Source organism: Microbacterium sp. Root1433D1 (genome assembly GCF_001426835.1).
Lineage (GTDB): Bacteria > Actinomycetota > Actinomycetes > Actinomycetales > Microbacteriaceae > Microbacterium > Microbacterium maritypicum.
This window is the reverse complement of sequence record NZ_LMFN01000002.1, coordinates 532358-546189: the sequence shown is the minus strand read 5'-3', so window position 1 is coordinate 546189 and position 13832 is coordinate 532358. Positions and strand designations below refer to the sequence as shown.

The following is a 13832-nucleotide window of genomic DNA, read 5'->3' as shown; positions in this document are numbered from 1 at the left end:
CGTAACGGGACCCTCCTCGTGCTCTTTCGCTGCGTGCGCTAGAAAGTCCTTATGCACAACGGTGACGGTCTGCCGGCCGCGCATGCCACGCGCCCGCGGCGCCGACGCCGCGCCCTCATCCTGATCGGCGCCCTCGTGATCGTGGTGCTCGTGCTCGTCGCGATCGAGGTCACCCGCCGAACGCTGGCCGAACAGGAGGATGCGCGGACGGATCCGGCCTTCTATGCGCTTCCCACTCCCCTGCCCCGCGACGATCCGGGCGAGATCATCCGCATCGCACCGATCGAAAGCGCTCCCGTCGGCACCAGCGCGTGGCGTGTGATCTACCACTCGCGCGATCAGGCGGGCGCGGATATCCCGGTGTCCGGCGTCGTGATCGTCCCGAACGGGCCGGTTCCCGACGGCGGACGCACGATCGTGTCCTGGGGCCATCCCACCACGGGGGCGGCCACACGGTGCGCACCGTCGCTCGGGATGGATCCGTTCGAGTACATCGAGGGGATGCACGAGCTGCTCGCCGAGGGGTACGCCATCGCCGCCACCGACTATCCCGGCCTCGGGATCGAAGGCGCCTCGTCGTATCTGCTGGGCATTCCCGAATCCAACAGCGTGCTGGACATCGTGCGCGCAGCACGCCGCATCGACGGCGCAGGGGTGAGCGACAGGGTCGTGCTGTGGGGACATTCGCAGGGAGGCCAGGCGGTTCTGTTCGCGGCGGAGCGCGCGGCGGAGTACGCGCACGAGCTCACGATCGAGGGCGTCGCGGTGGCGGCGCCGGCGGCGAATCTGAACGCCTTGATGACCGACGACATCGTCAACCTCTCGGGCGTCACCATCGCCTCCTTCGCCATCCCGGCCTACGAAGCCGCCTACGCAGAGCAGTACGGCTCCGAGGCGATCACCGACGTGCTCACGCCCGCCGGGCTGTCGGCGACCCCCGACATGGCCGCCCTGTGCCTGCTCACCCAGAACGCGCAGATCCACGCGATCGCCGACCCGCTCGTCGGTCGCTACGTGCGAAGCGACCCTGCGACGACAGAGCCCTGGCAGACGATGCTCCAGGAGAACAGTGCGGGGAACAGCCCTCTCAGGGTGCCGGTCTTCGTCGGTCAGGGAGAAGCAGACGAGCTCGTGCTCCCGAGCGCGACCGAGGGCTACGTGAAGCTGCTCTGCACGCAGAGCACGGATGTCACCTTCCACCGCTATCCGGATGTCACCCACGGCCTCGCCGCCTACGCCGCGCTGCCGGATCTGCTCCTGTGGCTCCCGACGCTCGGTGGAGGCCGCCCCGCTGCCGACGGCTGCGACTGAGCGCTACTCCGCCAGGACCGCGAGCTCTGCCAGAACCCGCGGGTGGGCGAGGATCCGGAAGTGTCCGCCCGTCTCGAGGCGGACGTTCTTGGCGCCGGCGAGCTCGCTCCCCTCCGGGATGTGCGGATCGAACCCCGCGTAGACCGAGACGATCCGCTCGTTCACGCTCAGCTGCCGTGCGAGACTCACGATCGACGGGGCTTCCGGAGAGAACTCCCGCAGAGTGCGTGACAGTATGCGGCGGGCGTAGCGAGATCCGCCGAACGGTGTCGCGACCGCGAGCATCGACCGCACCCGCTCTCCCGCCGGGCCGGTCATGACGAGTTTCCCTGCGAGGCCGCCCTTGCTGTGGGCGACGAGGATCACATCGGTGAGGTCATGCTCCTCGAGGAAGGCCGTCACATCGGCGGCCAGGTCGACCACCGGCTGCTGATTGCGGCGGAGCGCGTCGACGATGTGGACGGGGTGCCCGCGCCGATGCATCGCCACGACGAGCGGTTGCAGGAACCTCCAGGTCTCGTACACACCGGGGAGCACGACGATGTGGGCGGCGCGCCCGGATGCGAAGGAGGCCGGATCGGTGCGGTCGAACAGCGCACGCACCTGCCAGTACCCCGCGTAGACGTAGTCAGCGACCCACCACCCGGCGTTCCTCAGCACGCCGATGATGTGCTCCTCGGACGACGGCACGGCTCCATGAGTGAAAACTACCTGACGCATATGACAGAGGGGGCGGGACCGAAGTCCCGCCCCCTCTGGATGCTGTCCGTCAGACGCCGGCCTTGTAGATGGGGGCGGCACCGCGGATCGCATCGCCGACCTTGTGCACACGAAGGTCGTTCGTCGATCCGACGATTCCGGGAGGGGAACCGGAGATCACGACGACCTTGTCCCCTTCCTCGGCGAGACCGTTGCCGAGCAGGTACTCGTCGACCTGGTGATACATCAGGTCGGTGTGCTGCACCATGTCGACCAGGGTCGAGCGGATGCCCCACGTCAGCGCCATGCGGCGGCGGATACCAGGCTCCGGTGTGAAGGCGATCATCGGGATGCGCGAGCGCAGACGCGACAGGCGGCGTGCCGAGTCACCGGACTGCGTGAACACGCAGAGGAACTTCGCGTCGACGAACTCGGCGACCTCGAGAGCGGCGAGGGTGATCGCGCCACCCTGCGTGCGGGGCTTGGTCGTGAGGGGCGCGATGCGCTCCAGGCCGTGCTCCTCGGTCGACTCGATGATGCGAGCCATGGTCTCCACGACCACGACGGGGTAGTCGCCGACGCTCGTCTCACCGGAGAGCATGACCGCGTCTGCACCGTCGAGCACCGCATTCGCGACATCCGAGGTCTCGGCGCGCGTCGGAACGGGGCTGTTGATCATCGACTCGAGCATCTGCGTCGCGACGATGACCGGCTTGGCCATGCGACGTGCGATCTCGACCGCACGCTTCTGCACGATCGGCACGGCCTCGAGCGGAAGCTCGACGCCCAGGTCGCCACGGGCGACCATGATCGAGTCGAAGGCGTCGACGATCTCCTCGAGCGCGTCGACGGCCTGCGGCTTCTCGACCTTGGCGATGACGGGCACGCGGACGCCCTCTTCCGCCATGATCTCGTGCACACGGGTGACGTCGTCGGCGTTGCGGACGAACGACAGGGCGATCAGGTCGGCGCCGATGCGCAGACCCCAACGCAGGTCGTCCTCGTCCTTCTCGCTCAGCGCGGGGACGTTGACGGCGACGCCGGGCAGGTTGATGCCCTTGTTGTTCGAGACGGCCCCGGCGACGATCACCTTGGTGGTGACCGTGACACCGTCGGTCTCGACGACCTCGACGCGCACCTTGCCGTCGTCGATGAGGAGGAAGTCACCGGGCTTGACGTCCTGCGGGAGACCCTTGAAGGTCGTACCGCAGATGTCCTTGTTGCCGATGATGTCTTCGGTGGTGATCTTGAAGATGTCGCCCTTGGCGAGCTCGTAAGGGCCGTTCTCGAACTTGCCGAGACGGATCTTCGGCCCCTGGAGGTCGACGAGGATGGCGACCGGACGACCGGCGTCCTCTGCGGCACGACGCACGTTGGCGTAGTTGTTCTCGTGCACGGAGTAGTCACCGTGGCTGAGGTTCAGTCGAGCGACATCCACCCCCGCATCGATCAGTGCGCGCACCGTCTCATAGGTGGAGGTGGCGGGGCCCAGGGTGGCGACGATTTTCGCGCGTCTCAAAGATTTCTCCAGGGTAGAAGTGGGGGAAGGTAAATCAGGCGACGGTGCCGGCCTCAGCCTACGCGGGCTGGAGACCGATCGCGACATCGCTCGGACGCACCGGCTCGGGCAGCACGGTGCTGCCCATGAGGAATCGGTCGACGTTCGCGGCCGCTGCACGGCCCTCGGCGATGGCCCATACGATGAGCGACTGTCCGCGGCCTGCGTCGCCGGCGACGAACACGCCGGGAACCGTCGACTCGTACGACGAGTCGCGCCCGAAGGCACCGCGCTCGGTCACCTGCGGAAGCGTGTCGTCGGTGTACCCGCCCTGCTCCGGTCCGGTGAACCCCATCGCGATCAGGATCAGATCCGCCGGGATCTCCCGCTCGGTGCCGCTCTTGGGCACACGGCGCCCGTCGATGTACTCCGTCTCGGCCACACGCAGCGCGCGGACCTCGCCGACCTCGTTCCCGAGGAACTCGACGGTCGATGCGAGGAAGACCCGCTCACCGCCTTCCTCGTGCGCGGAGGAGACCTCGAAGACGGTCGGCATCATCGGCCACGGCTGGTGGTCGGGACGCGTGTCGCCTGGCTGCTTGCCGATCGCGAGGTTGGTCACGCTGAGCGCGCCCTGACGGTGAGCGGTGCCGATGCAGTCCGCACCGGTGTCTCCGCCGCCGATCACGATGACGTGCTTGCCCTCGGCGCTGATCTGGTCGGTGACCTTGTCTCCGGCGACCGCGTGGTTCGACTCCACGAGGTACTCCATGGCGAAGTGCACGCCGTCGAGGTCGCGTCCGGGGATCGCGAGATCACGCGGCACGGTCGATCCGGTCGCGATGACGACGGCATCGTAGCGGGCGCGGAGGTCGGGCCAGGAGATGTCCTTGCCGATCTCGACACCCGCACGGAAGCGGGTGCCTTCCTCCTGCATCTGACGCAGGCGCGACTCGAGCTGCGTCTTCTCCATCTTGAAGTCCGGGATGCCGTAGCGCAGCAGACCGCCGATGCGATCGTCACGCTCGAAGACCGCGACGGTGTGCCCGGCCCGGGTCAGCTGCTGTGCGGCGGCGAGGCCCGCGGGCCCTGATCCGACCACGGCGACCGTCTTGCCGGTGAGGCGCTCGGGCGGCTCGGGCTCGACCCAGCCCTTCGCGAAGGCCTCGTCGATGATCGAGACCTCGATCTGCTTGATCGTCACCGCAGGCTGGTTGATGCCGAGCACGCACGAGCTCTCGCACGGTGCGGGGCACAGCCGACCCGTGAACTCCGGGAAGTTGTTCGTCGCATGCAGGCGCTCGATCGCCGCGCGGCCCTCGCCGCGCCACGTCAGATCGTTCCACTCCGGAATCAGGTTGCCGAGCGGGCAGCCCTGATGGCAGAACGGCACACCGCAGTCCATGCAGCGTCCGGCCTGACGGCGGAGGACCTGCGTGTCTCCGGGCTCGTAGACCTCTTTCCAGTCCATGATGCGCACGGGCACGGGACGCCGTGCGGGAAGCTCCCGCTCGGTCACCTTCAGAAAGCCTTTGGGGTCAGCCACCGGTCACCTCCAGGATGCGGTTCCACACGATGTCGCCGTCGGGGTCGATCCCCTCGGCCAGCGCCTCCTCGCGCATGCTCCGCACCGCGGCGAAGTCGCGAGGCAGCACCTTGACGAACTCTGCCGCGGCCTCTTCGAAACTCTCGAGAAGCGCGGACGCCCGCGGAGACGCGGTGCGCTCGATGTGTGCGACGAGCAGGCTGCGCAGCACCTCGAGATCCGCACGGTCCAGAGGCTCGAGCAGCAGCTCCCCGCTGCCCAGCGACTGGGCGTTGACCTTGCTCGTGTCGAGCGCGTGCACGTACGCCACTCCCCCGGACATGCCGGCGCCGAAGTTCCGACCGGTCGAACCGAGGATCACGGCCAGGCCACCGGTCATGTATTCGAGTGCATGGTCGCCCACGCCCTCGACGACGGCGGTCGCGCCGGAGTTGCGCACCAGGAACCGCTCGCCGACGACACCGGAGATGAACATCGTCCCCGAGGTAGCGCCGTAGCCGATCACGTTGCCGGCGATGACGTTCTCATGGGGTGCGATGGCGGAGCCGCGCGGCGGACGGATGGTGATGTCACCGCCCGACAGGCCCTTGCCGACGTAGTCGTTCGCATCACCTTCCAGCCGCAGCACGATCCCCGGCGGCAGGAACGCCCCGAGCGACTGTCCCGCGGTGCCGTGCAGGGTGACGTCGATCGTGCCCTGCGGCAGACCAGCGGCACCGTGCCGAGAGGTCACCTGGTGACCCAGCATCGTTCCGACCGCGCGTTCGGTGTTGGCGATGGGCAGCTCCACCACGACGGGTTCGCCGTTGAGCAGCGCCCCCTTCGCGATGTCGATCAGCTGCACGTCGAAGTGCTTCTCGAGCTCGTGATCCTGCGCGCGACCGCTGCGGCGAGGCTCGCCCGCCGGGAAGACGGGGCCTTCGAGCACGGGAGTGAGGTCGAGGCCCTCGGCCTTCCAATGCTCCACCGCGGCGTTGACCTCGATGAGCTCGGCGCGACCGATGATCTCGTCGAGCGAGCGGTAGCCGAGCTCGGCGAGGAGTTCGCGCACTTCCTCCGCGATGAACTCCATGAAGTTGACGACGAACTCGGGCTTGCCCGTGAAGCGCTCACGCAGAACCGGGTTCTGCGTGGCTACGCCGACCGGGCAGGTGTCGAGGTGGCACACGCGCATCATGATGCAGCCGCTGACCACGAGCGGAGCGGTGGCGAAGCCGAACTCCTCCGCGCCCAGGAGTGCTCCGATGATGACGTCGCGACCGGTCTTGAGCTGACCGTCGACCTGGACCACGACGCGGTCGCGCATCCCGTTGAGCATGAGGGTCTGCTGCGTCTCGGCGAGACCGAGCTCCCAGGGCGTGCCCGCGTGCTTGAGCGAGTTCAACGGGCTCGCGCCCGTCCCGCCGTCGTGGCCGGAGACCAGGATGACGTCGCTCAGCGCCTTGGCGACACCCGCCGACACCGCGCCGATTCCCGACTGGCTCACCAGTTTGGTGTGGATGCGTGCTTCGGGATTCGCCCGCTTCAGGTCGAAGATGAGCTGCTTGAGGTCTTCGATCGAGTAGATGTCGTGGTGCGGCGGCGGCGAGATCAGTCCCACACCGGCCGTCGCGTGACGGGTGCGCGCGACCCAGGGGTAGACCTTGGTCGGCGGCAGCTGACCACCCTCACCGGGCTTGGCGCCCTGGGCGAGCTTGATCTGGATGTCGTCCGCCTCGGTGAGGTACAGGCTCGTGACGCCGAAGCGACCCGAGGCGACCTGCTTGATCGCGCTGCGACGCTCGGGGTCGACGAGACGGTCCGGGTCCTCGCCGCCTTCACCGGTGTTCGACTTCGCACCGATGCTGTTCATCGCGATCGCGAGCGTCTCGTGCGCTTCACGGGAGATCGAGCCGTAGCTCATCGCACCCGTGGAGAAGCGCTTCACGATGGCGGAGACCGGTTCGACTTCGTCCAGCGGCACGGGCTTGCGGGTGCCGGTGCGCAGGCTGAAGAGTCCACGCAACGTCTTGAGCTCGGCCGCCTGCTCGTCGACGAGCTTCGTGTACTCGCGGAAGATGTCGTAGCGCCGTGTGCGGGTCGAGTGCTGCAGCTTGAACACCGTCTCCGGGTTGAACAGGTGCGGAGAGCCGTCGCGGCGCCACTGGTACTCACCACCGGTCCACAGTCGCTCGTGCGCACGGGCCGCGGCATCTTCCGGGTAGGCGTAGTCGTGCCGTGCCTGGTTCTCGGCGAAGATCTCCTCGATGCCGATCCCGCCGAGCTTGGACTCGGTGCGGGTGAAGTACGCGTCGATGAACTCCTGGCTGAGGCCGACAGCCTCGAACACCTGGGCGCCCGCGTAGGACGACACCGTGGAGATGCCCATCTTCGACATGATCTTGAGCACGCCCTTGCCCAGCGCGTAGATCAGGTTCTTGACCGCCTTCTCGGGCGTGATGCCGGTGATGTAGCCGGTGCGCACGAGGTGCTCGACCGTCTCCATCGCGAGATACGGGTTGACGGCGGAGGCTCCGTAGCCGATCAGCGTCGCGACGTGGTGCACCTCGCGCACGTCTCCGGCTTCCACGATGAGCCCGACCTTCATGCGGTTCTCGCGGCGGATGAGGTGGTGGTGGATCGCCGAGACCATGAGCAGGGACGGGATCGGCGTCAGGTCCTTGTTCGAGTCGCGGTCCGACAGGATGATGAACTCGGCGCCGTTCTCGATCGCCTCGTCGACCTCGGCGCACATCTCGGTGAGACGGTCCTGCAGAGTCTGGGGACCCGCGTCGAAGTGGTACAGGCCACGGATGGTCGCGCTCGACCGACCCGGCATCGCCTTGTCGATGTGGCGGATCTTCGCGAGCTCGTCGTTGTCGATCACCGGGAAGTCGAGCGAGACGGTGCGGGTGTGCTCCGGTCCCCAGGAGAGCAGGTTGCTCTCCGGACCGAGGCCCAGCTTGAGGCTCGTGACGACCTCTTCACGGATCGAGTCGAGCGGCGGGTTCGTCACCTGCGCGAACTGCTGCGTGAAGTAGTCGAACAGCAGGCGAGGACGCTTGCTGAGCACCGCGATCGGCGTGTCCGAGCCCATGGCGCCGAGCGGCTCGACACCGGTCTGCCCCATGGGCGTGAGGAGGATGCGGACCTCTTCCTCGGTGTATCCGAAGGTGCGCTGTCGACGGGTGATCGACGCGGGCGGGTGCACGATGTGTTCGCGTTCAGGCAGCTCGGCGAGCCGGACGGCACCGGCATCCAGCCATTCCTGCCACGGGTGCATGGTGGCGAGGTCGTGCTTGATCTCGCTGTCCTCGATGATGCGACGCTGCGAGGTGTCGACGAGGAACATCTTGCCCGGCTGCAGGCGACCGCGACGCTTGATGCGTTCAGGCTCGAACTGGAGCACACCGGTCTCGGAGCCGATCACGACCAGACCGTCGGTCGTCTCCGTCCAGCGTCCAGGACGCAGGCCGTTGCGATCGAGGGTCGCGCCGACGAGCGTGCCATCGGTGAAGATGAGCGCTGCCGGACCGTCCCACGGCTCCATCTGGTTGGAGTGGTACTCGTAGAACGAGCGCAGCTCCGGCGTGATGTCGGCCTGCTTCTCGTACGCCTCCGGCACCATCATCATGATGGCGTGCGGGAGGCTGCGTCCGGTGAGGGTGAGCAGTTCGAGCACCTCGTCGAACGAGGCGGAGTCACTGGCGCCGTCGGTGCAGATCGGCAGCAGCGGCGTGATGTCGCCGAGGAGCTCGGACTCGAGCTGCGACTGGCGGGCGCGCATCCAGTTGCGGTTGCCGCCGACCGTGTTGATCTCGCCGTTGTGGGCGAGCATGCGCAGCGGCTGGGCGAGCGGCCACGACGGGAACGTGTTGGTGGAGTAGCGGGAGTGCACGACCGCGAGCTCGGAGGCGAAGCGCTCATCCTGCAGGTCGGGATAGAACGGCTCGAGCTGCAGCGTCGTGACCATGCCCTTGTACCCGAGTGTACGGGCCGAGAGCGAGACGAAGTAGGCGCCGAGTTCGTGCCCGGCGCGCTTGCGCAGACGGTAGGCGACCCGGTCGAGGGCGATGCCCGTGAGGGGGGCATCGGTATGCGTCGCCCCTCCGGCGCTCACGAAGAGCTGCTCGAAGGCGGGACGCGCCTCGTCGGCGAGCTTGCCGAGGTTCTCGTTGGCGGTGGGGACGTCGCGCCAGCCGAGGACGCGGAGTCCCTCGGAACGGGCGATCTTCTCGATCCCGGCCTTCTGCTGGCGGCGCTCGCTCGAATCGCGAGGCAGGAACGCCAGTCCTGCGGCGTACTCCCCCACGGGCGGCAGTTCGAAGCCGACGACGTCGCGGAGGAATGCATCGGGCATCTGCGTCAGGATGCCGGCGCCGTCCCCGGTGCCCGCATCCGAGCCGATGGCTCCGCGGTGCTCCAGGTTGCGCAGGGCCTCGAGGGCCAACGCGATGATGTCGTGCCCGGCTTCGCCGCGCAGTGTCGCGACCATGGCGAGGCCGCAGGCGTCTTTCTCGAACGCCGGGTTGTACATGCCCTGCTTCGGGGGGTATGCGCCGGAGGCGCCGTAAGGGGGCTGGAAGTACACCAGTTACCGTCCTCAGATCTTCGAGTGAAACCCGGGGACGACGTCGGCCCGCTCGTTCAGTGCAATGGTTCTCCCGCCACGAGGCGGCGTTATCGAGAGCCGTCCTCGCTCGTGGGAGCAGTGCTTGTGGCGGTGGCTCCTGCGGTGACTTCTTCGGTCGGAGGCTCGCTCACGTCTACGAAGTCAGAGGGATTGTTCTGCGATTGTACATCAGCGCCCGCGTCCTTCCGTTCGCGGCCCGGCTGGTACGGCGAGGGCTCGAGGCCGGGGTGACGACGCGTCTGCACGATGAGGATCGCGAGGCCGACGAGGACGCCGATGATCGCCGCGAGCACGTTGCTGCGCAGACCGAGGATGATCTCGCTCGGATCGATGCGGATCGACTCCCAGACGATGCGGCCAGCGCTGTACCAGATCAGGTAGATCGCGAACAGACGGCCCCACTGGAAGAAGAGCTTGCGCCCGAGCCAGAGCAGCACGATGACGCCCAACCCGTTCCAGAGGACTTCGTAGAGGAAGGTCGGGTGGAACAGCGTGCCCTCGGGGAGGCCCGGAGGGAAGGCCGAGTTCGTGGAAGGGATCTCCAGACCCCACGGCAGATCGGTGGGCAGCCCGAAGAGCTCGTTGTTGAACCAGTTGCCGAAGCGGCCCATGGCCTGAGCCAGCAGCAGTCCGGGGGCCAGGGCGTCCGCGAACGTCCAGAAGCGGATGCCCGTCCAGCGACACCCGAGGTACGCGCCGATGGCTCCGCCGATGAGGGCGCCGAAGATCGCGATTCCGCCCTCCCAGATCGCCCACACCGAGCCCGGCTGGAAGGGATTCCAGGTGTTGATCCCCTCGCCGAAGTAGTCGTTCGGGTGCGTCAGCACGTGGAAGATGCGCGCTCCGATGATCGCCAGCGGCACCGCGAGGATCGAGATGTCGATGACCACCCACGGCTCCGCACCGCGCTTGGTGAGGCGGTGGTTGGTCAGGAACGTGGCGGCGATGATGCCGGCGATGATGCACAGCGCGTAGAAGTGGATCCGGATCGGCCCGAGGTCGAAATAGGAGACCGTGGGGCTCGGGATGCTGGCGAGCACGTTCGTGAAGGTGCTGTGGAGCGCGAGTGACATGAGTGCGATTCTAGTTCTCGTGATCGGGGCGTACCGACGCGGTGCCGGTGGCCAGGTTGCGGGTGACTTCGGCGAGAGCGGATACGCCGCCGTCGCGCAGGGCTCGGACCAGGGCCGTGCCGACGATCGCGCCGTCGGCGTACTCCGACACCCCGGCGATCTGCTCGGCGGTCGAGATGCCGATGCCCACGCAGGCGCGGTGCGCTCCGTGCGCACGCAGGCGTCCGACCAGGGTGCGGGCAGCGCGGTCGAGTTCGGCGCGCTCCCCCGTGATGCCCATCGTCGAGACGGTGTAGACGAAGCCGGTGGACGACTTCACGACGAGGTCGAGACGCTCGTCGGAGGAGGTCGGGGCCGCCAGGAACACCCGGTCCAGGCCCGTCCGCTCACTCGCGGCGATCCACTCCCCTGCCGCGTCGGGCGTGATGTCGGGAGTGATGAGGCCGGCGCCGCCCGCCGCGAGCAAGTCGTCCGCATAGCGATCGATGCCGTACTGCATCACCGGGTTCCAGTACGTCATCACCAGGACGGGGACGTCGGTGGCCGCGGTGATCGCGCGGATCGCGGTGAAGAGGTCGGCCATCCGGAAGCCCGCGGCCAACGCCTTGGTCGTCGCCTCCTGGATGATCGCGCCGTCCATCACAGGGTCGCTGTAGGGCGGGCCGAGCTCGATGATGTCGACGCCGTTCTCGGCGAGGGCGATGGCCGCCTGGATGCTCGTCTCAAGGTCGGGGAAGCCGACGGGGAGGTATCCGACGAAGGCGCTGCGGCCGGCGTCCTGGGCGCGCTGGATCGCCTGTTCGACACGGCTCATAGCTGCGGCTCCCCCTTCGCGGCCAGTTCTTCCTCTTCGCTCTCCGCGGAGACGTCGTGTGCCAGAGCAGCCTCGTCGTAGAGCTGGAAGTAGCGGGCGGCGGTGTCCATGTCCTTGTCGCCTCGGCCCGACAGGCAGATCGCGATCAGTCCATCGGGGCCGAGATCGCGCCCGATGCGCAGCGCGCCGGCGAGGGCGTGGGCCGACTCGATGGCCGGGATGATCCCCTCGGTGCGGCTGAGCAGGCGCAGTGCCTGCATCGCCTCGTCATCGGTGGCCGGGATGTACTCGGCCCGACCGATGTCGGCGAGCCAGGAGTGCTCCGGACCGACGCCCGGGTAGTCGAGCCCGGCGGAGATCGAGTGCGACTCGACCGTCTGGCCGTCCGCATCCTGGAGGACGTACGTCTTCGCGCCGTGCAGCACGCCGGGGCGCCCGCGCTCGATCGACGCCGCGTGCTTGTCGGTGTCGACGCCGTCGCCGGCGGCCTCGACGCCGTAGAGCTTGACGCCCTCGTCGTCGAGGAACGCGTCGAACATGCCGATCGCGTTGGATCCACCGCCGACGCAGGCCACGACCGCGTCGGGAAGCCGACCCACCTCGTCGAGCAGCTGGGCGCGGGCCTCTTCGCCGATGATCTTCTGGAAGTCGCGGACCATCGCGGGGAACGGGTGCGGTCCCGCCGCGGTGCCGAAGATGTAGTTGGTGGTCTCCACCGACGCCACCCAGTCGCGATAGGCGTCGTTGATCGCGTCCTTGAGCGTGCGCGAACCTGAGGTCACCGGAACGACCTCAGCGCCCAGGAGGCGCATGCGCGCCACGTTGAGCGCCTGACGCTCGGTGTCGACCTCGCCCATGTAGATGGTGCAGTCCAGGCCGAACAGGGCGGCTGCGGTCGCGGTGGCGACGCCGTGCTGACCGGCACCGGTCTCGGCGATCACACGGGTCTTGCCCAGGCGCTTGGTCAGCAGCGCCTGACCGAGCACGTTGTTGATCTTGTGCGAGCCGGTGTGGTTCAGATCCTCGCGCTTGAGGAAGACGCGCGCACCACCGGCGTGCTCGGCGAACCGCGGCACCTCGGTGATCGCGGACGGGCGGCCGGCGTACGAGCTGAGCAGATGCGCCAGCTCGGACCGGAACTCCGGATCGGCGATCGCCTCCTCGTACGCCGCGGTCAGCTCATCGATCGCGGCGATGAGCGACTCGGGCATGAAACGCCCGCCGAACTCACCGAAGAAGGGGCCGTGCTGGTCGCGCAGGCTCATCATGCCTCCAGGAAACTCTTGAGAGTGGCGACGGGGTCGCCGGTCACGAGCGCCTCGCCGATCAAGACGACGTCAGCACCCGCGGAACGGTAGTGCACGACATCGGCGGGCGTGAGCACCGCCGACTCGGCGATCTTCACCGCCGTGTCGGGGATGCGCTCGACCAGGCGTCCGAACAGGTCGCGGTCGAGTTCGAGGGTCTTGAGGTCGCGCGCGTTCACCCCGATGAGCGGTGCACCCAGGTCGATCGCGGCTTCGAGCTCCTCGGCGGAATGCGTCTCGACGAGGGGGGTCATGCCCAGCTCGCCGATGAAACCGTAGAGGTCGCGCAGAACGTCGGGTTCGAGCCCCGCGACGATCAGCAGGACGAGGTCGGCACCCGCCGCACGTGCCTCGAGCACCTGGTAGCGGGTGGCGATGAAGTCCTTGCGCAGCACCGGAAGCGACACCCGGGCCGTCACGGCCTCGAGGTCTGCGAGGCTGCCGCCGAAGCGGCGCTCCTCCGTGAGCACGCTGATCGCCGATGCCCCGCCGGTCTCGTAGAGAGAGGCCTGGAGAGCCGGATCGGGGATCTCTGCGAGAGCTCCCCTGGACGGGCTCGCCCGCTTGACCTCGGCGATGATCTTGACACGATCCGCCGGTGCCAGGAAAGACAGTGCGTCCTTGGCGGCGGGGCGCGCGAGCGCTTCTCGTTCGAGGGCGGCCAGCGGGCGCGACAGGGCGCGACGCTCAGCGTCTGCGACAGCGCCGGCCGTCAGGTCGGCGAGCACCATTAGTGCGCCTTCGGAGCGTACTTCGGACCCTTCACGCCGTAGCCGGCCTTCGCGAGCACCCAGCCGACGATCGCGCCGATCGGGATGAGCGCGACCGAGGCGACGACGAGGGCAGGCTGCTCGAAGCAGAAGGCGACGGTGCCGGCGGCGACGCCGACCAGCATGATCACGACGGCGGTCCAGGCTGCAGGCGAGTGTCCGTGGCCGGGGTCGGCGATCGGGTTGGTCATGTTCTCCTCCG

General features: G+C 68.0%; 10 protein-coding genes. 1 reads left to right on the top strand and 9 read right to left on the bottom strand.

Annotated features, from left to right (window positions below):
- Nucleotides 1-51 precede the first annotated feature (51 nt).
- Complete coding sequence (locus ASD13_RS08505; RefSeq protein WP_055868170.1) at nt 52-1311, top strand: alpha/beta fold hydrolase; 1260 nt, start codon at nt 52-54, stop codon at nt 1309-1311.
- A gap of 3 nt (nt 1312-1314) precedes the next feature.
- On the opposite strand, the gene ASD13_RS08500 is transcribed toward ASD13_RS08505, so the two are convergent.
- The 9 genes from ASD13_RS08500 to ASD13_RS08460 form a co-directional block, all read right to left on the bottom strand.
- A complete protein-coding gene (locus tag ASD13_RS08500; RefSeq protein ID WP_200942469.1) occupies nt 1315-2001 on the bottom strand; it encodes an esterase/lipase family protein in 687 nt (228 codons plus the stop codon).
- 79 nt (nt 2002-2080) lie between these two features.
- On the bottom strand, nt 2081-3529 hold the full coding sequence (gene pyk / locus ASD13_RS08495; protein WP_055868164.1) for a pyruvate kinase: 1449 nt from the start codon (nt 3527-3529) through the stop codon (nt 2081-2083).
- A 58-nt stretch (nt 3530-3587) separates the two neighbouring features.
- The gene (locus ASD13_RS08490; RefSeq protein ID WP_017830584.1) at nt 3588-5054 is read right to left on the bottom strand and encodes a glutamate synthase subunit beta; all 1467 of its coding nucleotides are present in this window, start codon (nt 5052-5054) and stop codon (nt 3588-3590) included.
- Nucleotides 5047-9570, bottom strand: coding sequence for a glutamate synthase large subunit (gene gltB, locus ASD13_RS08485; RefSeq protein ID WP_157535620.1), 4524 nt, complete (start codon nt 9568-9570; stop codon nt 5047-5049). Before gltB ends, ASD13_RS08490 begins: the two co-directional genes overlap by 8 nt.
- A 143-nt stretch (nt 9571-9713) precedes the next feature.
- A complete protein-coding gene (gene lgt / locus ASD13_RS08480; protein ID WP_055868158.1) occupies nt 9714-10739 on the bottom strand; it encodes a prolipoprotein diacylglyceryl transferase in 1026 nt (341 codons plus the stop codon).
- A 10-nt stretch (nt 10740-10749) separates the two neighbouring features.
- Nucleotides 10750-11553, bottom strand: coding sequence for a tryptophan synthase subunit alpha (trpA, locus tag ASD13_RS08475; RefSeq protein ID WP_055868155.1), 804 nt, complete (start codon nt 11551-11553; stop codon nt 10750-10752).
- Complete coding sequence (gene trpB / locus ASD13_RS08470; protein WP_055868152.1) at nt 11550-12818, bottom strand: tryptophan synthase subunit beta; 1269 nt, start codon at nt 12816-12818, stop codon at nt 11550-11552. The genes trpA and trpB overlap by 4 nt, the downstream gene beginning before the upstream one ends.
- Nucleotides 12818-13588, bottom strand: coding sequence for an indole-3-glycerol phosphate synthase TrpC (trpC, locus tag ASD13_RS08465; protein ID WP_174799579.1), 771 nt, complete (start codon nt 13586-13588; stop codon nt 12818-12820). The genes trpB and trpC overlap by 1 nt, the downstream gene beginning before the upstream one ends.
- A 2-nt stretch (nt 13589-13590) precedes the next feature.
- On the bottom strand, nt 13591-13821 hold the full coding sequence (locus tag ASD13_RS08460) for an HGxxPAAW family protein (protein ID WP_017830578.1): 231 nt from the start codon (nt 13819-13821) through the stop codon (nt 13591-13593).
- Nucleotides 13822-13832 lie beyond the last annotated feature (11 nt).

What these genes read in the sequence shown, in the direction of transcription:
- lgt (WP_055868158.1), bottom strand. Translation starts at nt 10,739, where the DNA reads ATGTCACTCGCGCTCCACAGCACCTTCACGAACGTGCTCGCCAGCATC.
- ASD13_RS08505 (WP_055868170.1), top strand. Translation starts at nt 52, where the DNA reads ATGCACAACGGTGACGGTCTGCCGGCCGCGCATGCCACGCGCCCGCGG.
- trpB (WP_055868152.1), bottom strand. Translation starts at nt 12,818, where the DNA reads ATGAGCCTGCGCGACCAGCACGGCCCCTTCTTCGGTGAGTTCGGCGGG.
- trpA (WP_055868155.1), bottom strand. Translation starts at nt 11,553, where the DNA reads ATGAGCCGTGTCGAACAGGCGATCCAGCGCGCCCAGGACGCCGGCCGC.
- ASD13_RS08460 (WP_017830578.1), bottom strand. Translation starts at nt 13,821, where the DNA reads ATGACCAACCCGATCGCCGACCCCGGCCACGGACACTCGCCTGCAGCC.
- gltB (WP_157535620.1), bottom strand. Translation starts at nt 9,570, where the DNA reads ATGTACAACCCGGCGTTCGAGAAAGACGCCTGCGGCCTCGCCATGGTC.